Source organism: Sphingomonas sp., from assembly GCF_032114135.1.
GTDB lineage: Bacteria > Pseudomonadota > Alphaproteobacteria > Sphingomonadales > Sphingomonadaceae > Sphingomonas.
Genome location: NZ_DAMCTA010000001.1, coordinates 962,760 through 983,137, shown reverse-complemented (window position 1 = coordinate 983,137; position 20,378 = coordinate 962,760). Strand labels below are relative to the sequence as shown.

The 20,378-nt window shown below is 67.5% G+C and carries 12 protein-coding genes; 7 read left to right on the top strand and 5 right to left on the bottom strand.

Features of this window, described 5'->3' with window-relative positions:
- The first annotated feature begins 11 nt into the window (after positions 1–11).
- Entirely contained in the window at positions 12–2,885 is a 2,874-nt protein-coding gene (locus RT655_RS04600) for a TIM-barrel domain-containing protein (protein ID WP_313535214.1), read from the top strand.
- Positions 2,886–3,044: 159 nt separating this feature from the next.
- Here the strand turns inward: RT655_RS04600 and RT655_RS04595 are convergent, their stop codons facing one another.
- The 4 genes from RT655_RS04595 to RT655_RS04580 are packed head-to-tail and all read right to left on the bottom strand — an operon-like array spanning position 3,045 to position 10,149.
- Entirely contained in the window at positions 3,045–4,226 is a 1,182-nt protein-coding gene (locus tag RT655_RS04595; protein ID WP_313535213.1) for a DUF885 family protein, read from the bottom strand.
- Entirely contained in the window at positions 4,223–8,020 is a 3,798-nt protein-coding gene (locus tag RT655_RS04590) for a LamG-like jellyroll fold domain-containing protein (RefSeq protein ID WP_313535212.1), read from the bottom strand. The genes RT655_RS04595 and RT655_RS04590 overlap by 4 nt, the downstream gene beginning before the upstream one ends.
- A 26-nt stretch (positions 8,021–8,046) precedes the next feature.
- Positions 8,047–9,333 carry an MFS transporter gene (locus RT655_RS04585; RefSeq protein WP_313535211.1) on the bottom strand — a complete coding sequence of 429 codons (1,287 nt, stop codon included), beginning with the start codon at positions 9,331–9,333 and terminating at the stop codon, positions 8,047–8,049.
- Positions 9,334–9,369: 36 nt separating this feature from the next.
- Entirely contained in the window at positions 9,370–10,149 is a 780-nt protein-coding gene (locus tag RT655_RS04580; RefSeq protein WP_313535210.1) for a 2-keto-4-pentenoate hydratase, read from the bottom strand.
- Between the two features lie 387 nt (positions 10,150–10,536).
- Between RT655_RS04580 and kduI the strand changes: the two genes are divergently transcribed.
- The 6 genes from kduI (at position 10,537) to RT655_RS04550 (ending at position 19,632) form a co-directional block, all read left to right on the top strand.
- Entirely contained in the window at positions 10,537–11,379 is an 843-nt protein-coding gene (gene kduI, locus RT655_RS04575) for a 5-dehydro-4-deoxy-D-glucuronate isomerase (protein ID WP_313535209.1), read from the top strand.
- Positions 11,380–11,467: 88 nt separating this feature from the next.
- On the top strand, positions 11,468–12,223 hold the full coding sequence (kduD, locus tag RT655_RS04570; protein WP_313535208.1) for a 2-dehydro-3-deoxy-D-gluconate 5-dehydrogenase KduD: 756 nt from the start codon (positions 11,468–11,470) through the stop codon (positions 12,221–12,223).
- Positions 12,220–13,782, top strand: coding sequence for a carboxylesterase/lipase family protein (locus RT655_RS04565; protein ID WP_313535207.1), 1,563 nt, complete (start codon positions 12,220–12,222; stop codon positions 13,780–13,782). The genes kduD and RT655_RS04565 overlap by 4 nt, the downstream gene beginning before the upstream one ends.
- Before the next feature lie 329 nt (positions 13,783–14,111).
- Positions 14,112–17,012 (top strand): TonB-dependent receptor, encoded by a 2,901-nt coding sequence (locus RT655_RS04560; protein ID WP_313535206.1) that lies wholly within the window; start codon positions 14,112–14,114, stop codon positions 17,010–17,012.
- A 23-nt stretch (positions 17,013–17,035) separates the two neighbouring features.
- Positions 17,036–18,034, top strand: a complete 999-nt coding sequence (locus RT655_RS04555; protein ID WP_409530240.1) for an alpha/beta hydrolase — start codon at positions 17,036–17,038, stop codon at positions 18,032–18,034.
- Positions 18,034–19,632: a family 43 glycosylhydrolase gene (locus tag RT655_RS04550; RefSeq protein ID WP_313536904.1), complete on the top strand. Its 1,599-nt coding sequence runs from the start codon at positions 18,034–18,036 to the stop codon at positions 19,630–19,632. The genes RT655_RS04555 and RT655_RS04550 overlap by 1 nt, the downstream gene beginning before the upstream one ends.
- A 103-nt stretch (positions 19,633–19,735) precedes the next feature.
- Here the strand turns inward: RT655_RS04550 and RT655_RS04545 are convergent, their stop codons facing one another.
- Positions 19,736–20,254, bottom strand: a complete 519-nt coding sequence (locus RT655_RS04545; protein ID WP_313535204.1) for a DUF4402 domain-containing protein — start codon at positions 20,252–20,254, stop codon at positions 19,736–19,738.
- Positions 20,255–20,378 lie beyond the last annotated feature (124 nt).

Here is a 20,378-nt window from a genome sequence, read left to right as displayed (position 1 = left end):
GAGACTGGGACATGAAGAGGGTTTGGATCGCGGCGCTGCTCGCCGGCAGCGCGATGGCGCCGGCGCAGGCGGCGCAGGAAATCGGCTATAGCCGCACCCAGGGCGGCGTGGTCGTCACGCCGACCGGCGGCGCCGCCGCCAAGGTGGAAGTCACCGTACATGGCGACGGCATCTTCCACGTCATCGCAACGCCCAAGGGCGTCGACACCGGCGCGCTCGCACCCAGCCTGATGGCGCCCAACCCGCCCGCCGCCGGTGCGTTCGAGGTAAGCAGCGCCAACGGCCATGTGGTGGTCAAGGCCAAGCGCGCCACCGCCGATATCGAGATCGCCACGGGCCGCGTCCGCTTCACCGATGCCAAGGGCCGCGAGATGCTCGCCGAATCCGGTCAGGCCGCGTTCAAGCCGGTCACCGTCGAGGGCAAGCCCTTCGTCGCGGTCAGCCAGCAGTTCAACCGCGGCACCGACGAGGGCCTGTACGGCCTGGGCCAGCACCAGAATGCGCAGATGAACTATAATGGCGAGGACGTCGAACTCGCCCAGCACAACATGGACATCGCGGTGCCGTTCGTCGTCTCGACGCGCAGCTATGGGCTGCTGTGGGACAATGCGAGCATCAGCCGCTTCGGCAATCCCAAGCCCTACGCGCTGGTCGGCGAAGGGCTGAAGGTCAGCAGCGGCGGCAAGCCGGGCTGGAAGGCCGAGTATTTCCTCGACGGCAAGCCGGCGGTCACCCGCCAGGAAGCGACGGTCGACTATCAGTATATCAAGGACCAGAAGAACTGGCCCGAGGCGGCCAAGGCGCAGACCGTTGCGGCGACCGGTGGCCAGAACACCGCGGGCAATGCGGTGCAGAAGCAGACCGTGGTGTGGACCGGCGATGTCCAGCCCGAGGTGACCGGCACCCACAAGTTCCAGCTCTATGGTTCGAGCTATTACAAGGTCTATGCCGACGGGAAGCTGGTGCTCGACCGCTGGCGCCAGAACTGGAACCCCTGGTACGCCAATTTCGACTTGGCCATGACCAAGGGCAAGCCGGTCCAGATCCGCATCGAGTGGGAGCCCAATGCCGGCTACATGGCGCTTCTCCACAATGACCCGCTGCCCGCGCAGGACCGGCATTCGGTGTGGTTCACCAGCGAGGTGGGCCAGGCGAAGAATTACTGGTTCGTGCCTGCGGACACGCTGGATGGCGTGATCGCGGGCTATCGCCAGATCACCGGCAAGGCCGAGATGATGCCGAAATGGGTCTATGGCTTCTGGCAGTCGCGCCAGCGCTACGACACCGCCGCCGAGGTGACCGGGGTGGTCGACAAATACCGTTCGCTGAACATCCCGCTCGACAACATCGTGCTCGACTGGCGCTACTGGCGCGACGACGACTGGGGCAGCCACAAGTTCGATCCGACCCGCTTCACCGACCCCAAGGCGATGATCGACAAGGTGCACGATCAGCACGCGAACTTCATGATCTCGGTCTGGCCCAAATTCTACCCGACCACCGATACCTACAAGGAGCTGAACGCCGCAGGGGCGGCCTATCAGGGCAATCTGCGCCAGGGGAACAAGGATTGGGTCGGCCCAGGCTATGCCAACACCTTCTACGATCCCTATTCGGCCGAAGGGCGCCGCATCTTCTGGAAGCAGATTCAGCAGCGCCTGGGCGTGCTCGGCACCGATGCCTGGTGGGCCGATGCCAGCGAGCCGGACATGCACTCGAACCTTTCGATCGAGGAGCGGATCGACACGATGGGTCCGACCGCGATCGGGCCGGCGTCGCAATATTTCAACAGCTACCCGCTGATGAACGCGCGCGCCTTCTTCGAGGGCTGGCGCAGCTTCAAGCCCGACGTGCGGCCGTTCCTGCTCACCCGCTCCGGTTTCGGCGGTCTGCAGCGCTACGGCGCGGCGATCTGGTCGGGCGACGTGGCAACGCGCTGGTATGATCTGCACGCGCAGATCTCGGCCGGGGTCAACGCGTCGATGTCGGGCATTCCCAACTGGACGCACGATATCGGCGGCTTCGCGGTCGAGCCGCGCTACGAAACCAAGAACCCTAAGCCGGAGGACCTCGCCGAGTGGCGCGAGCTCAACCTGCGCTGGTTCCAGTTCGGCGCGTTCAGCCCGCTGTTCCGCAGCCATGGCGAAGCGCCGTATCGCGAGATCTACGAGATCTCGCCCGAAGGTTCGCCGATGCGCGCGTCGATGGTCTGGTACGACCAGCTCCGTTACCGCCTGATGCCGTACATCTACACCGTCGGCGCCGACACCTATATGAAGGACGGCAGCATCATGCGGGGCATGGCAATGGACTTCCCGTCCGATGCCAAGGCGCGCACGATCAACGACCAGTATCTGTTCGGCGACGCGTTTCTCGTCGCGCCGGTGACGGCGTACAAGGCGCGCAGTCGCACCGTCTACTTTCCGGGCACCGGCACGTGGTACGAGTTCGGCACGGGCAAGACCTATCGCGGCGGCACCGCCGTCGCGGTGTCGGCACCGGCCGAGCGGATGCCGTTGTTCGTCAAGGCCGGGGCAATCGTGCCGATGGGGCCTGTGACGCAATATGTGGACCAGCAGCGCGATGCGCCGCTGACCGTGACCGTCTATACCGGCGCCGACGGCCAGTTCTCGCTCTACGAGGATGACGGCCGCAGCGAGCAGTACAAGACGGGTGCGTTCAGCCGCATCCCGCTCGCCTATGACGACAAGGCGGGCACGCTGACCATCGGCACGCGCGAGGGCAAGGGCTGGGCAGGGATGCCCGCAGCCCGCAGCATCCGCGTGAAGTGGGTCCGCGCCGGCAAGCCGGTCACCGACGACAATGGCTTCGACACCGAAGTTAGGTACGACGGCGGTGCGCTGGTGGTGAAGCGGGGCGGGTAAGGCCCAGCGATCTGGCTGGCGGTGGGGCCAAGCTGCCCCGCCGCCAGCCAAGCGAATGGTCCGCGCCGGACGTGGCGCCCGTGCGGCCGCATGCAGCTTGGCGCCGGGCAATTTGCGCCATCGCTGGCGCCCATGTTCAGGGGAGGATGCGCGCGCCGGTCAGTGACATTGCTCGGTCCTGCGACGTCCGGCTTGGAGAAGCGCCGCATGATAGCGCTGCCATCGGCGCCGATCGGGCGGACGCAGGGCGCGGAGACGGAGCGGCAGCCAAGCCTCGGCGGCCCGAAGGCCGGGCTCCTTGGCGATCCGGGCCACGTCCGCGGCAAAGGGCGCGAAATAGACGGGCTCGCCCATTGCGGCCTGCATCTGCGCCAGCGCGCGATCGGGGTGCACGCCGTGGACATGCAGGGCGATGTCCGCAAGGCCGCGACAGATGCGGAAGAGCATCCAATGGAGATGGCCCAGCAGCGCGTGGGGCTCGGCGAACAGCCCGTCGTCCGCCATCAGCATCTCGGCATAGCCGCCCCAGCCTTCCGTAAAGGCGGCGGCATAGCGGAGGCGCAGCGGATGCGGCTGGGCGCGAGCTTCCAGGGGAAGCTGCGCCATATGGCCCGGCAGCAATTCGTGCGCGACGACGCTCGGAAGCGAAAAGCTGGGTCTGCGACGGATGTCCTTGAGGTCCACCACATAAGTGCCGGACGCCCCCGCGCCGGGAAGGATACGGTACCCGCCCTTGCCGGCGGCGATTTCGTCGGCGGTCAGCGCGCGGACGTCGACCGCGCGGCATTCGGGCGGCAGGGCGCCCACGAGCCGCGGGAGGCGGGGCTGGATGGCGGCGAGCGTCGTCCGCATCGCATCCACGGCAACCGCGTGGCCCTCGGCATCGTCCGGGAAGAGATATTGCGGGTCGCGCCAGAGCCGCTCGAAGCGCGCGCCGACCGAGGACCCGGGGGTGTCGAGGCGATCGAAGGCTGCGGTGGCGCGCGCCACCAGCGCGCCATGCGCGGCATGCAGGTCCCGCTCCACCCGCGGCAGCTCGGCGTCGTTCCCGGTGATCCGTTGCACTTGAAGGTCGAAGCCCCGCGACCCGGTTGCGGGTGCATGCGCCAGCGCCAGGTCGATGCGCAAGCCTGCGCGGGCGGCCTGCAGGTCGAGGTCGCTGCCGAGCGACCCGCTTCTCGCCGAAAGGGGTTCGAGCAGGGCCAATGCGCGATCGGGCGGCAGCGCTACCGCTTCGTCGAGCGCGTGGCGGACGGCGGCGTCGTTGGATGCCGTCGCCTTCACGGGCGCGAGTGCCAGCGCGCCGGCGCCCGCGAGCAGATGGCGCCGCGAGACGATCATCGGGCGGGTGTCAGCGCGACGCGATTGTTGAGGCGGGTGACCTCGGCTGCGTTCTCCGGCAGCGCGACCTCGACACTCGCGGCGTGTTGCTTGGGCAGCGCGATCCGTACCACCGCCGTACGTGGCCGAAGGTCGGTGGGTGCGGCGAGGGCGGGAATGGCGGCAGTCGCCACCACGGTCCCGTCGGCCGCACGCAACGTCAGGGTGCCGCCCGCTACCGGCTGCGCGCCCAGGCTGTGCACCGTTACGGCGTACCCCTTGACGGTGCGCACCACATCATCGATGCCGATGCCGAGATCCGGCCGCTGCTCCACCGGCGTGGTAGGGGCCGCCAGTGCGAAATCGTAGATCGTGGTGGTGTGCGGCGCGAAGACCAGATCGGTGCCAAGGCTGCGTTCGAGGGGCAGCGTGGTCGGCGCACCGTCGGCGACCAGGGCGTTGCCGCCACCGCTGCTCGTCGACCGCTGCACCTTCCACGTGCCGGCGATGACGTTCCAGGCGGTCATCGTCGCCCGCTGCGGACGATCGGTGCGGTTATAGGCGAGGACGCGGAAGCGGTCGGGCGTCGCGCCGGGCACGAGGATCGCCACCTGCTCGCCGGCGCCGGCCTCGGCGAAGCGCCAGGAAACGCTGTTGCCCGGCCAGGTCTGGTTGCGGCGAAGCGCGATGCCGCCCAACCGCTCGCGCTGCAGGATCTCGTTGGGCTGCTCGACCCGATCCGACCACCAATGGCCTTCGGTATAGAGATATTCGTGCTGCGCCTTGTCCGCGATCGCCTCGGCATGGAGCCGCTCGAGCGCCTTGGTGTCGCCGGTCGCGTCCCAACGCGCGTAGAGCGAGAAGGGATCGGTCTTGGCCGCCGCGATGATGTCGGCGCGCAGCTTGGCGCCGCCGGGTAGCGCGGTGAAGGCATTCTCGTTGAACTCGGCGAGGGACGCGGCGCCGCCCTTGGCGATCCGCGCCTCGATCGGGCGGAGATACTTCGCGTCGCCGGTGAAGCGCCACGCGCTCCACGCGCTCTGCAGCGGTGTGGTGACGCCGCCGCCGTCCCCGGCGCGCTCGGCGTCGGTCCCCCAGTTGATCTCGTTGGGGAAGCTCCAGCCGCCGTGCGCATCCTGCCGGCCATGCGCCAACCATCCGTCCATCACGCCGGTGACCAGCCCGCGCGCCTCGGCATTGCCATTGTACAGCCCGATCAGGATCGGCGCGTGCATCACGGTGAAGCTGTACGGCTTCTGCCAGGCCCAGGCCGCGTCGCGGTACATCTTGCGCCCGCCATACCAGTTGGAGGCGAAGTGCAGATGCCCCGCCGGGTTCTTCAGGATCACGCCCTGCAGCGCCCGCGTCGTCTCCATCAGCCGCTCGACCGCCTTGGGCTCGCCCCAGTTGAGGTAGAGCCGCTCGGCATCGGAATTCAGCCCTTCCTCATAGGCATGGAGCTCGTCGGTGGTGATGGTGCCCAGCCCATCGGTGCGCATGCCATTGGCATAGACCGCGTCGGACAGCGCGCGCAGCGAGGCGTTCACTTTGTCCGGCTCGATGCCCATCAGCGCGAGACCCGGCCATTGCTGGGTCAGGTCGGTATCGTCGGAGATGCCGCCGCCGAAATCGCCATAGGGCACCTGCCGCTTGTCGATCCACCAGTCGACGAAGCGGCGTACATAGCGCAGATCCTCCAGCTGCCGGAACGCCCAGAGCGGCTCGCCCGACTGGGGGACCGGCTGGGTGAAAGCGGGCATGTTCTCGGGGCGATAGTTGATGTCCGCCCAATAGGTTCGCGCCAGCTTGTTGTCGGGGTCGACGCGGAGCAGGTCGGTCATGTCGGCGAACAGCCGGCGGTAGAGCGCCATCCGCTTCGAGGCGGTATGTTCCTCGACCAGGAACGCCCAATTGTCCTTCACCTGGTTGAGCCGGTCCGCGACATGCTCCGTCAGCGCGTCCGCGCGCGGCTTGAACACCAGCCGGATGCGCGCGCCGTCGAGGCTTGCCGCCGAGAAAGCGGGATCGGAGGCGGCGATTGAGAGGTAGAGGCTGTCCTGCGAGAGGATGCGATCGCGCAGGTCCACCCAGAGCGTGCGCTTCTCGCCGGGGCGGACGGTGACCGACAGGTCGATCATGTCGCGCTCGGGCCAGATCGGGTCCTTCACCCGGAGGGCGAGCGCGACCGGCTGGCTGCCGGGTAGTGCGGGCAGGTCGATGGCGATGCCGTCCAGGCCGTCATGGATGTTCTGCCAACCATAATCGAAGGCGCGCGCGACGGGCTGGTCGGGCGGCGCATCGCCCAGGCTGGCGGCCAGGAGGATGTGGACGATCGGCGCCATGCCCGCCGGACGCGCCACCTTGCCGCCGCCGCCCGCAGCACCGGCGCCCACCGCCGCCTTCACGCCCGCCGTTGGCATCGCGACGACGGTCGCGCGTTCGTCGGGTGCGTAGCGTCCGGCGATGAAGGCGTTGAGCGGGGCCAGTGCGGCAAGCGTGGGCGCCAGGTCTGCGCGGATGGTATAGTCGAGTTTGAAGCTGCCCTCGGGCTCCGCGCCCGCACCGATGTCATAGGCCCAGAGCTCCTGGATCGGCTGTTCCTGCATCACGTTGGTGAAGTGGAGGATGCCGCCGGATCGCGGCGCGAACTGGTCGACGCTACGCACCACGCCCTGCGGGCGCTTGGCCAGCACCTGCTCCTTGCCGTCGCCGCTCCAGCTGAGCGTGCCATAGGCGGCGCCGCGCAGCTCCACCCGGTTGAAGCGTTCGCCCGTCGGCACCGTCAGGTCATAGCGCTTGCCGCCCTCGACATAGGTGTTCCAATCCGGCAGCTCGAAATAATCGTCGCGGCCGGGGAGGCGCGAGCGGTTGTAGACGCCGGGCCAGGTCGTCTCGGCTATGCCGTCGACCCCCTTCCACATCCATTGCTTGAGGTCCTTGGCGTCGGCGAACTCGACCTTGCGCACGCGGGTCACGGGCGCATCGAGCGCCGGCGGCAGCGCCTTGTCCCAGCCATAGCGATGGAGCCAGGCGGCGTGCTCGGCGGTCCCGTCGGGGGCGGGGAGGGGCCCCGGCTCCGCCTTGGCTGCCAGTCGAGCGATATTGGCGGGGGAGAGCATACGGTCATAGACGCGGATCTCGTCCACGTCCGATCCGCGCATGAAGCTGTAGCGGCTCTGCACCTGGTGCGGGGCCATGACGCGGCCGGCAAGCCCGAACTGGTCGAGCCCTGAGTCGAGATCGGCGCGCTGCTCCTTGCGCGCGACTTCGCTGCCGTCGACAAAGAGCCGGACGCCCTGCGTCTCGTCCCAGGCAAAGGCGATATGCTTCCACGCGGCAGGGTCGGGGAGCTGGTCAATCCGCCACGAGACGCGGATCCGCGAGAGATTGGCATCGGTGACGAAGGCGTCGAACCCATGGCCGTTCCAGTCGATCCGCAGGAAGGCCATGTCCCAGCTCGTGTGATCGGCGAAGCCGGCGCGGAAGATCACGAAGGGCACTTCGCCCAGCGGGTCGCGGGCGCGCCAGAAGAAGGAGAGCGTGCCGCGCGCCGCGCGCATGTTGCCCGGTGCCTTCCACGCGACATAGCCGTCGTCCGCCCAGCGTGCCGCGCCGCCGATCGCGCCGTCGGGCACGATGTCGACATGCGCACGGAAATTGGGGGCGGGGTCGCCCTGCGCGACATCGGCATCGAGCGTGGTATCGGCCGACGCGCGGAACAGCAGGCCGGGGGCTGCATCGGTCTGCGCCTGTGCGGGCAGCGAAAGGCAGCCGACCGCCAGGGCGAGCGCGGAGGTGAGGGGGCGGGTGGACATGGCGGCGATCCTCTCCTGCAACCGGCTCAGATGCTGTCGACGCGGGCGAGGCGCGGGCTCAGCAGATGGACCACCGCCACCGCGAGCAGATAGACGCTGCCCGCCACGGCGAAGATGATGGTGTAGCTGCCCGTCGCCTCGAGGATATAGCCGGTGAACTTGGCCATCATCATCCCCCCGATCGCCCCCACCGTGCCCCCGATCCCGACCACCGACCCCACCGCGGCGCGTGGGAACATGTCCGAAGGAATGGTGTAGAGATTGGCCGAGAAGGCCTGGTGCGCGGCGGTTGCCAGCCCGACGATGGCGACGGCGAGCCAGAGATTGTCGACATATTGGGCGAAGAAGATCGGCGTCACCAGGATGGCGCAGGCCAGCATCGTCCATTTGCGCGCGGCATTGGCGGTAAACCCCCGCTTCATCAGCCGCGACGACGACCATCCGCCCGCGACGCTGCCCAGGTCCGAGATCAGGTAGATCACGATCAGCGGCGGCCCGAAGCTGACCAGATCGAGATGATAGGTCTTGGCGAGGAAGTCGGGCGTCCAGAACAGGAACAGCCACCAGACCGGGTCGATCAGGAACTTGCCCAGCGCATAGGCCCAGGTCTCGCGATAGCCGAGCAGCTTGAGCCAGCCGATCTTGCGCACCGGATCGGGCATGTCGCTTTCGATATAGGCCAGCTCGCCCGCGGAGAGCTTGGTGCTTTCGCGCGGGCGGCGATACAGCGCCACCCAGGCGACCAGCCACACCAGGCTAGCAGCCCCGGTGACGATGAACGCCATGCGCCAGCCAAAGGCGATGGTGATCGCGGGGACGAGCAGCGGCGTGACCACCGCGCCGACATTGGCGCCGGCATTGAAGATGCCGGTGGCCAGCGCGCGCTCGCGGGCCGGGAACCACTCGGTCACCGCCTTGAGGCCGGCGGGGAAGTTGCCGCTCTCGCCGATGCCGAGGATGAAGCGGGCGACCGAGAACTGGAAGGCGGAGCCGACAAAGCCGCACAGCGTGTGGCCCAGCGTCCAGATGACGAAGGCGACCGAATAGCCGATCCGCGCGCCGACCCAGTCGACCAGCTTGCCGAAGGTGAGGTAGCCGATCGCATAGGCGGCCTGGAACCAGAAGATGACGTCGGCATAGGTGGTTTCGGACCAGCCGAGCTCGCCCGAAATGGTCGACTTGAGCACGCCGATCATCTGTCGGTCGACATAGTTGATCGCGGTCGCCGCGAACAGCAGCGCGCAGATCACCCAGCGATACCGCCCGACCTTGTCCGCCGCGGCCGCGACCGCCGGCGCCTCCCTGCTAGCCATCGGTCCTCTCTCCTGTGTGTGGCCGCTTGGCGGGCCTTATTGTGCCGTGATCGTGCAGTATAGCGAAAGCCGGTCGTCGAACCGCGCCTCCACCCGGTCGCCGATTGCGACGGGGTGGACGCCGGTGACCGCACCGGTGGAAATCCATTGGCCCGGCGTGATCGGGATCCCGCGCGCTGCCAGATGCTCGAACAGAAAGCGCGCCGCGCCGAAGGGCCCATCGAGCATGTCCGCGGCGATGCCGGTGCCGATTTCGGCGCCATTGATGTGGAGCGCGACGGGCCAGCGGTTGAGATCGGTTTCGCACCAGTCGTCGATGGGCGCGCCAACGACGAGGCCGTTATTGTTGCCGAAATCCGAGATGGTGACCATCGGGCCGTGATCGTTGATGCCGGCAAAGGGCGAGCTGGCGATCTCGATGCCGACATGCACCGCATCGATCAGCGCGCGCGCCTCGGCCATGCTGAAGCGGCGCTGCGCCGGGTCGGGTGCCCGGCCGATGCGCAACAGGAATTCCGCTTCGGCCGCGCCAAATCCGCCAGCGAAGATCGGCATCGCGATGCCATCTTGCCTCTCGACCTGGTCAGCGAAAATGGGGCCCGCCAGTCGATCGACGCCGTCCACGGGCGGGTTGATTCGCCCGACCTTCCAGCCGGCGACGGCTTTCGGCACCAGCGCCAAGGCTGCGTCCTGCACGGCATAGGCTGCCGGCAGGTCCGCGGGAATGGCACCGGGGAAGGCGGCAAGCGGGGAGGCAGTCCGGCGCGCTTCCACGAACGCGCGCGCTATCTGCGAAGTCTCGCTATTCGGCTGCACTGCCGCCCCTCCCTGTGATCGTCCTTTTCCCGATCGGTATGGGAAACCGGTGTCAATGGCAAGCTGCTGCGTGCCTTAGCGACGCAAAATCCTTCCAACGACAATCGCGGGAGGTGTATCAAGTGAGTCCGGCCCAGGTGTCGCATGCGGGCAAGACACGGAAGTCGAAGCAGATCTGCGCGCGTGAACCCGGCATGTGGACCTGAAGGGTTGCGCACACTGCTGACACCGGTTACCAATTGGGTCGACCGCTAGACGCGGCGGATGGAGAGGATCGGCCTAATCGGTGTCTCACGATGTGGTGCAAGGTGCCTGTCGGTGTCACGCGGCCCTGCCATGATCGGGGTATCGACCCTCCGTCCCGCATGATTTTGGAAGGAGTGCCGCATGTTCGACCGCACCTATTACGCCACGCACCCGGACATGATGGAGTGCGTCAGCAATGAGGAACTGCGTGACCGCTATCTGATCTCCGGGCTGTTCCGTCCGGGAGAATGCGTGCTCAACTATACCCATGCCGATCGCTTCGTGATCGGCGGGGTGCAGGTTGCGGGCGGCGAGGTCCGGCTTCCGGCACAGGCCGAGTCGAAATCAGCCGAGGGGCATCCCTTCCTTGAGCGCCGCGAGCTGGCGATCGTCAATGTCGGCGCGGTCGAAAGCACGGTGACGGTCGACGGCGAGGCGTTCCCGCTGGGCAGCAAGGACTGCCTCTACGTCACCATGGGCGCGAAGGAAGTGACGTTCTCCGGCGAAGGCGCGCGTTTCTATCTGGCGTCGTGTCCGGCGCATAAGGCGTTCACCACCCGCAAGCTCGGCATCGCCGATGCCAATACGCTGGAGCGCGGCAGCCTGGCCGAGTCCAACGAGCGGACGATCTACCAGCTGGTCATCCCCGGCGTGTGTGACAGCGCGCAGCTGGTAATGGGGCTGACCGTGCTCAAGCCGGGCAGCGTGTGGAACACCATGCCGCCGCACGTCCATGAGCGCCGCAGCGAGATCTATTTCTACTTCGAGCTCGACGATCTGGAGAGGGATCGGGTGATGCACTTCATGGGTGAGGGCGAGGCCACGCGCCATATCGTCATGGCCAATGAGGAAGCGGTGATCAGTCCGCCCTGGTCGATCCATATGGGCGCGGGCACCAAGGCCTATGCCTTCATCTGGGCGATGGCCGGCGAGAACCAGGATTATACCGACATGCAGGTGCTGGATATCTGCCAGCTGGCGTGAGCCATCGTTGAGACCCTACCGCTTCCTCCTGTTCTCCCCTCCCGCAAGCGGGAGGGGAGCGCGAGTGGAGGGGGCTGGAGATTGCATCATGACCAACCCCTTCGATCTCAGCGGCCGGGTCGCTATCGTCACCGGCGCGAACACCGGCATCGGGCAGGCGATCGCGGTCGCGCTGGCGGCGGCGGGTGCCGATGTCGCCTGTGTTGGTCGCACGCCTGCCGACGAGACGGTCGCCAAGATCACCGCGCTGGGCCGCCGCGCGGAGATCGTCTCCGCCGATCTGTCCACCATAGCGCCGGTTGAGCAGGTGGTCGACCAAACGCTCGCGCGTCTCGGGCGGCTGGATATCCTCGTCAACAATGCCGGCATCATCCGCCGCGCCGACGCGGTCGACTTCACCGAGGCGGACTGGGACGCGGTGATCGACACCAACCTCAAATCGGTGTTCTTCCTCAGCCAGGCGGCCGGGCGGCACATGATCGCGCAGCGCAGGGGGCGGGTCATCAACATCGCGTCGATGCTCACCTTCCAGGGCGGCATCCGGGTGCCGAGCTATACCGCGTCCAAGGCGGGAGTGGGCGGCCTCACCAAGCTGCTCGCCAATGAATGGGCGCGGCACGGGGTGACCGTCAATGCGATCGCGCCGGGCTATATCGGCACCAACAACACCGCCGCGCTGCAGGCGGATGCGACGCGCAACGCCGCGATCCTCGATCGCATACCGGCCGGGCGATGGGGGGCGCCGGACGATCTGGGCGGAGCGGCGGTGTTCCTCGCTTCCGATGCGGCGGCCTATGTGCAGGGGCATATCCTTGCGGTCGACGGCGGATGGCTCGCCCGATGAGCCAGAGCTGGACACGGCGCGGGGCGCTCGGGGCGCTCGGGGCAGCGGCGGCGCTGGTTGGCGCGACGGCCGCGCGGGCAGCGCCGGACGAGGTGGTCCGCACCGCGGCGGGCGACTTTGTCGGCACCCGATCCGCCGGGGTCCGTGCGTTCCGCGGGATTCGCTATGGCACCGCCCCGCGCTTTCGGGCACCGATTGCCTATGCGGTGCCGGGGCAGACGATCGCCGCCGATCGATTCGGTCCGGTCTGCCCGCAGCGCGGCCCCTATGGCCCGCAGGACGAAGACTGCCTCTACCTCAACATCTGGACCGCCGAAGCGGACAGCCGGGCGCGCAAGCCGGTGATGCTCTACATCCATGGCGGCGCCTATTCGAACGGCAGCGTCACCGATCCGCTCAACGACGGCGAAGCGCTCGCCGCGCGGGGCGATGTGGTGGTGGTCACCGTCAACCATCGGCTCAACGCGCTCGGCTATCTCTATCTCGCGCGGTTCGACCCGCGCTTCGCCGACAGCGGCAATGCCGGGCAGCTGGACCTGATCCTGGCGCTGCGCTGGGTGCGCGCGAACATCGCCGCGTTCGGCGGCGACCCGCAGCGGGTGATGGTCTTCGGCCAGTCGGGGGGCGGGGCCAAGATCGCGACGATGTTGGGCATGCCGACCGCGCATGGCCTGTTCCACCGCGCCGCTACGATGAGCGGCCAGCAGGTGACCGCCTCGGGGCCGCTCAACGCCACTGCGCGGGCACATGCCTATCTGGCGGCGCTGAAGCTTTCGGAGCACGACCTCTCCCCGCTGCTCGACCTGCCGGCAGCACGGCTTGTCGAGGCGCTGGACGCAACCGACCCGATCCTCGGCGGCGGCCTGTATTTCGGGCCGGTGCTCGACATGCGATGGCTTACCCGCCATCCCTTCTGGCCGGACGCCAATCCGCTCGGCAACGCGATTCCGATGATGCTGGGCAATGTCCGCGACGAGACCAGGGCCTTCCTGTCGCCGGATTCGGAGAAGGTGCGCGGGCTTGACTGGGACAATGTGGCCGCGCGCATGGCGCCCGAGCTGAAGATCGACATCCTGCCCGAATGGGTGGTCGCGCAATATCGCGCGCAATTCCCGGACTGGTCGCCGACGGAAGTCTTCTATGCCGCCACCACGGCGGGCCGCAGCTGGCGAGGCCAAGTGATCGAGGCCGAGGCGCGGGCTGCCGCCGGGGCGCCGACGTACGTCTATCAGGTCGACTTCACCTCGCGCACCGATCCGCGACGCGGCGCCTTCCACACCATGGACATTCCGCTCGTGTTCGGAACGCTTGGTGCCAAAGGATCGCAGACCGGCACGGCTGCCGATGCGCGGGACGCGAGCGCAGCGATGCAGGAGCGTTTCGTCGCCTTCGCCCGGACCGGGGACCCCAATGCCGCGGGGCTGTTGCGCTGGCCGCGCTACGATCTAGCGACCCGGTCGACGATGGTGTTCGACACGCGTTCGCGGATCGAAAACGACCCGCGTCGCTGGCAGCGCGAGCTGTTCGCACGCGTGCCCTATATCCAGCCGGGCACCTAACCGCCGTTCGGGCGCGGAACTGCCGGTAACGACGAAAACCTGCTGCCGGCACCTGTCCGCAGCGGGCGCGATCGCCCTCGTCCTTCGATGCCCCGAAGCGATCCAACAGTCCGTGATTAGCGCCGCGAAACGCCTGTTGACACCGGTTACCATAGCGCGCAGAAAAGGTGCGGGGACAGCGGGCGGAGACCCGCGGACCCCGGGGAGGATCGAACAGACATGCGGCTATCGCATGCAGAGGCCCTCCCCACGGATTGGACGACGGTAGCGCGCAGGCGCGCGCGGCTGCTTTCAGAACGGACCGTCCCGCGGGACGAAGGGAGAGAGAAATGGCTGAGGGGTTCTCGGTGCCGGGACAGGCACGCATGCGGCACTTGCGGGGCGTTTCGGCGGGCGCGCTGATCCTTGCGCTGGCGGCGCCGACGGCGGCCGCCGCACAGGTGGCACCGGGCGGCCAGCAGGCAGACTCGCCCACCGGCATCGACGCCGGGCAGGCCGAAAATCAGGAAATCATCGTCACCGGCTTTCGTCGCTCGCTCGATGCGGCGCTGAACGTGAAGCGCGATTCTGTGGCGGCGGTCGATGCGATCGTCGCGGAAGACATCGCCAAGTTCCCGGACCAGAATCTGGCGGAGTCGCTGCAGCGTATCCCCGGCATCTCCATCCAGCGCGATGCGGGCGAGGGCCGGGCGATCACCGTGCGCGGTCTGGGCGCGCAGTTTACCCGCGTCCGGGTCAACGGCATGGAAACGGTGGCGACCTCGACCGACGGCGCCAGCGCCAACCGCGACCGCGCCTTCGACTTCAACGTGTTCGCCTCCGAGCTGTTCACCTCGATCGTCGTCCACAAGACCGCGGAAGCTTCGCTGGACGAGGGCTCGCTGGGCGCGGTGGTCGACCTGAACACCGGCAATCCATTGGCCGGCAAGACCGGCTTCACCGCGGTCGGGTCGGCCCAGGCCAGCTACAATGACCTCTCGAAGAATGTCCGGCCGCGCCTCGCGGGTCTGCTCTCGTGGAAGAACGCGGCCGGCACGTTCGGCGCCTCGGTGTCGGCGGCGTACAGCAAGACCAACAATCTCGAGCTGGGCAACAACACCGTGCGCTGGGCGCAGGCGCGCTTCGACTCGGTGAACGGCACGCCCTGTTTCTACAATAGCGCCACCGGCACCACGCCGGTGCGCAACATCGGCGGGACCTATCGCCCCAGCGCGGCGTGCAACCAGGCGGCGCTCGCCTTCCACCCGCGCATCCCGCGCTATGGCGAGGTGCGGCACGATCGCGAGCGACTGGGCATCACCGGCAGCGTCCAGTTCGCGCCGAGCGACCGGACCAAGATCTCGATCGACGGCCTCTATTCGCGCTTCAAGGAAACCCGCGAGGAGAAATGGGGCGAGGTGCTGCTGCGCTCCAACGAACGCTCGATCGACCTGCTCAACCCGACCTATGACAACAAGGGCAACATGGTCTCGGCCACGCTCAACGATGCCTGGGTCCGCACCGAGCATTATCTGCGCAAGTCACAGACCGAATTCTACCAGATCGGCGGCAGCTGGGATCAGGACCTTACCGACACGCTCCGCTTCACCCTGCTCGGCGGCATCTCCAAGTCGGCCGCGAACATCCCGGTGGAGACGACCTTCGTCTTCGACAACCGCAGCGCGCAGAATTACAGCTACGACTATACCAACATGTGGCAGCCGAAGCTCACCTTCGGCACCAGCGTGACCGATCCGGCCAATTTCCAGCTCGCCGAAATCCGCGATCGCCCCTCCAACGTCACCAACAAGTTCCGCACCGCACAGCTGCGGACCGAATGGGACGTGACCGACGGGTTCCAGGTCAAGGCGGGCGGGGTGTATCGCCGCTTCTCCTTCGATTCCCTCGCCTATACCCGCGACGCCGTGGTGTGCCCGACCAACGCGGCCGCCGCGCGCGACGCGGTACTGGGCACCGTGACCTGCTCGGGATCGAGCCAGGTCTTCGCGCCTGGCGCGGTCTATGGCTACCCGGCGGTGGGGCTGGGCGAGACGTTCAATCTCGGCAATGCCGGCCAGCCCTCGGGCACGACCACCAGCTTCCTCATCCCCAACATCGACGCATCGGCCAACTACACCGGCCTCTACAAACGCCCGCTGGCGATCGATGCGGGCAACATCCGCAACGTCGTCGAGGCGGTGAAGGGCGGCTATCTCGAATTCGATGTGAAGGGCGACCTGTTCGGCCTGCGCTACGCCGCCAATGCCGGCATGCGCTATGCCCGCACCGATCAGACCTCCACCGGTCTCAACAACGGCGTGCCGGTGACGGTGAAGCGCGACTATGAGGATTGGCTGCCGGCGCTCAACGTCGCACTGTTCCCGACCGAGAAGGTGATCCTTCGCGGCGCCATCTCCAAGGTCATGACCCGGCCGACCTTGGGCAACCTGACCCCTGGCGGTTCAGTCGACGGCTTCAACTATCGAATCAACTTCGGCAATCCGCAGCTCGACCCATTCCGCGCGACGTCCTATGATCTGGCGGCCGAATGGTATTTCGCGCCGCAGTCGATTTTCTCGGTCGCGCTGTTCAAGAAAAATGTGGAGAGCTTCCCGGTCTCGGTGACCACCTCGGGCACCTACGCCTCGACCGGCCTGCCGCTGTCGATCATCCCGCCGAGCTCGCCGGCGGCGTCGAACCCGGAGGGGCAGCTCTGGCAGATCAGTTCGATCACCAACGGCACCGGCGCATCGCTGAAGGGCATGGAGGTGTCGTTCCAGACCGCCTTCCGCTTCCTGCCGGGGTTCCTCAAGAATTTCGGCATGATCGCCAACGCGACCTTCATCGACTCGGATGCCGCCTACACACAGAGCGGGCCGACGATCGCACCGGGCGGCGCGCTGGTCGCGGTGACGCGCACCGAGACGCTCTATGGGCTGTCCAAGCGCGCCTATAACGGCACGCTGTACTATGAGGACCAGAAGTTCAGCGCGCGCGGATCGGTGAGCTATCGCGGGCCGTATATCGATGGCGGCTCGGGCACCGGCAACATCTTCGAGGGCTATAACTCGTCGCTCAACGTCGATGCCTCGATCCGCTACAAGATCACGCCGAACGTCGAGGTGTCGCTGGAAGGCACCAACCTCACAGACGACTATCGCGACCGCTACACCGATCTCGATGCCAACCGGAACTATGAATATAATCACTTCGGGCGCACGATCCTGATCGGCGCGCGCTTCAAGATGTGAGCGGCGCAGGGCGGGAGAAAGCGATGTCCGGAATCGACCGCAGAAGCGCCTTGTTCGGGACGCTTGCCCTCAGCATCGGCGGGGTCGCGGCGGGGCAGACTGCACCGCCTGCGGTGCCCGGTAGGCCGGTTCCGGGTCCCCCCGACCCGCGCGAGACCATCGATCTTTGGCCAAACGGTGCGCCGGGCATGCCCGCTGCACCGCCGGTCGAGACGGTGGACGAGCGGAGCAAGGACCCGCGGCTCGCAGACCGCGCGGTCCATGGGATCACCCGCCCGAGGCTCGTCGTGTTCCGGCCGGAGCGCCCCAACGGCACGGCGGTGCTGCTGTTTCCCGGCGGCGGCTATCGCTGGGTGGTGGTCGACAAGGAAGGCTATGAGATGGGCCGCTGGCTGGCAGCGCGCGGCTATACCGCCTTCGTGCTGTTCTACCGGCTGCCGGGGGAGGGGTGGAGCGCGGGCCCGAATGTCGCGCTTTCCGATGGCCAGCGGGCGATTCGGATCCTGCGCGCGCGCGCCGGAGACTTCGGCATCCGACCCGACAGGGTGATCGCGATGGGCTTTTCGGCTGGCGGCCACCTGTGTGGCGACCTCGCGACGCGCTTCGACGCCCCTACCTATGTCGCGGTGGATGCGGCGGACCGTCTCTCCGCCCGCCCGGACGGCGTGGCGCTGCTCTATGCGGTCCAATCGATGACGCTCCCGGTGGCGCATCCCGGGTCGCGCATGCAACTGCTGGGCGCGAACGCCGACCCAGCGCTGGAACGCGCCCACACGCCTGCGCGGAACGTGACGGCACGGACGCCACCCTGCTTCCTGCTGCATGCCGAGGACGATACGAGCGTGCCGGTGGAGAACACGCTGGAGATGCGCGCGGCGCTGCGGTCCGCGGGCGTGCTTGCGGAAACGCACCTCTTCCCGGAGGGCGGGCACGGCTTCGGGCTGCGGCTGGCGGCCGGAAAGCCCGTCCAGGTCTGGCCCGAGCTGCTCCGGCGCTGGGCCGAGGCGCGGGGGCTGGCATGATGCGGATCGGCCGACGCGATTTGCTGGCGGGCGCGGCGGCCGGGGTGGGGGCGCCTGCACGCGCCGGATCGAACCGCAAGCCAGACGACGTCGCCTGGGCCCGCGGCTTCGACAATCAGCGCAAGCCGGACCTGGGCGACGGGCGCTTCCTCAACCCGCTGCTGGCTGGCGATCATCCCGATCCCGCCATCCTCAAGGACGGCGCCGACTATTACATGACCTTCTCCAGCTTCGACAGCTATCCGGGGCTGACGATCTGGCACAGCCGTGATCTGGTGAACTGGCGGCCCCGCGGCTCGGCCCTGACCCGGAATATCGGCTCGGTATGGGCGGTCAGCCTCGAGAAGCATGGCGGCCGCTATTTCCTCTACGTGCCGGTGAAGGCATCGCCGAACACGATCTACGTGCTTTGGGCCGACCATATCGACGGCCCCTGGAGCGATCCGATCGATCTCGGGCTGCATGCGCATATCGATCCCTGCCACGCGGTCGGCGAGGATGGGTCGCGCTGGCTGTTCCTCTCCGGCGGCGATCGCGTTCGGCTGGCGGCGGACGGGCTGTCGGTCGCCGGACCGGTCGAGCATGTCTATGATCCGGGGCGCTACCCGGCGGACTGGGACGTCGAGAGCTTCTCGCCCGAAGGGCCCAAGATCGTGCGCCGGGGCGGCTGGTTCTACATGATCACCGCGGTGGGCGGCACGGCGGGACCGCCCACCGGCCATATGGTGATCGTCGCCCGTGCCCGATCGATTCACGGGCCGTGGGAGAATGATCCGGGCAACCCGGTCGTGCGCACGCGCAACGAGAGCGAGCGCTGGTGGTGCCGCGGCCACGCCAGTCTGGTCGAGGCGCCCGACGGATCCTGGTGGTCGGTCTATCACGGCTATGAGAACGGCTTCTGGACGCTGGGGCGGCAGGCGCTGCTCGATCCCGTCCGCTGGACAGCCGATGGCTGGTTCCGCATGATCGGCGGGGACCTCTCCACACCGATCGCCAAGCCCTATGGCGGGAGCGCGGTGCCCCATGGTCAGCCGCTTTCGGACCAGTTCGAGGTGCTGGAGCTGGGACGGAAGTGGAATTTCTTCCGTCCGGGTCCTGATGAAGCCCAGCGCGTGCGGGTGCGCGGCGGCGTGCTGGAACTGGCGGGCCGCGGCACCGCTCCGCACGACTCCGCGCCCTTGCTGCTCACCGCCGGGGATCAGGCCTACCAGTTCGAATGTACCATCGAGATTGACGAGGGCACCACCGCGGGCTTGCTGCTATTCTACGACGACCGACTCTATTGCGGGCTTGGATTCGATGCAGCGCGTTTCGTGACGCATCAATATGGCGCAGAGCGCGGGCGGCCGTCGCATGGCTATGGCCGCCGCTTGCGGATGCGGGTGGTCAACCGCCGACACATCGTTTCGTTCTGGACGAGCGACGACGCGGGGCGGAGCTGGCAGCGCTTCGATCGCGGCATGGAAGTGTCTGGCTATCACCACAATGTGCGCGGCGGTTTCCTCATGCTGCGCCCAGGGTTGTACTGCGCCGGCGCAGGACGTGCGCGCTTTCGCGACTTTCGGTTCAAGGCGTTCGCCGCAGGGGGGGAAGGCTGAGCGCTGCGCCGATTGGGCGGGCACTCCTTGCCCGCCGACGCGCCGTAGCAGGGCTCTGTCAACGACATGGGCCCTATCGTGCGCAGACCATCGCCGGCAATGCCTAGTTATACGCTGCCGATACCGTCAGCACGCCTGTATAGATTCCGGGCTCGGTGCTGCTGGCAAGCGCAACACTACCGCCAACACGGACCTCCAGCGACCCCGAGCTGTCGTGCGTGCCGCCGAGTATTTGGCCGTCCGGCCCACCGCTGAGATTGTTCGTCGTCGTAACCAGCAGCGCATGGGTGCCGCTGTTGAGAGTGATCGATGCGGGTATCTGGATCGACAGCGCGTGACCGACCGCGCCCGAGACCGTGAATCGCGCCGCCTGCGGCGTATCGCCGGCACTCAATGCCTGGACGCCATCGCTGACGCTCCGCGCCCCCGCCGTCGAGATCGCGACCGACCCGCTGGCGGACGGCTTCACGATGCTGCCGAACCGCAGGTCGGCATCCTTGGTGATCGTGAGCGGCTGGACGATCGTCAGCGATCCCGTCGCCGTACCGGCTTCCTGCGCCATCGCGACATGCGGCAGTAGCAGCGCCAGCGCCAGCGCCGCGCCAAATTTGCGAAGGACCATCTACCATTCTCATTATGACGGCAGCGGTCTGTCGATCTGCCTGCGACCACGAGAAACGCGTTAGACGTGCGTCGGTTACAAATGCCTGCGGAAAAATGGTTTATGCGCGTACCTGTCCGAAAGG

Coding starts and splice junctions, on each gene's coding strand:
- RT655_RS04595 (WP_313535213.1), bottom strand. CDS start 4,226: ATGATCGTCTCGCGGCGCCATCTGCTCGCGGGCGCCGGCGCGCTGGCA.
- RT655_RS04545 (WP_313535204.1), bottom strand. CDS start 20,254: ATGGTCCTTCGCAAATTTGGCGCGGCGCTGGCGCTGGCGCTGCTACTG.
- RT655_RS04590 (WP_313535212.1), bottom strand. CDS start 8,020: ATGTCCACCCGCCCCCTCACCTCCGCGCTCGCCCTGGCGGTCGGCTGC.
- kduI (WP_313535209.1), top strand. CDS start 10,537: ATGTTCGACCGCACCTATTACGCCACGCACCCGGACATGATGGAGTGC.
- RT655_RS04550 (WP_313536904.1), top strand. CDS start 18,034: ATGCGGATCGGCCGACGCGATTTGCTGGCGGGCGCGGCGGCCGGGGTG.
- RT655_RS04600 (WP_313535214.1), top strand. CDS start 12: ATGAAGAGGGTTTGGATCGCGGCGCTGCTCGCCGGCAGCGCGATGGCG.
- RT655_RS04565 (WP_313535207.1), top strand. CDS start 12,220: ATGAGCCAGAGCTGGACACGGCGCGGGGCGCTCGGGGCGCTCGGGGCA.
- kduD (WP_313535208.1), top strand. CDS start 11,468: ATGACCAACCCCTTCGATCTCAGCGGCCGGGTCGCTATCGTCACCGGC.
- RT655_RS04560 (WP_313535206.1), top strand. CDS start 14,112: ATGGCTGAGGGGTTCTCGGTGCCGGGACAGGCACGCATGCGGCACTTG.
- RT655_RS04585 (WP_313535211.1), bottom strand. CDS start 9,333: ATGGCTAGCAGGGAGGCGCCGGCGGTCGCGGCCGCGGCGGACAAGGTC.
- RT655_RS04555 (WP_409530240.1), top strand. CDS start 17,036: ATGTCCGGAATCGACCGCAGAAGCGCCTTGTTCGGGACGCTTGCCCTC.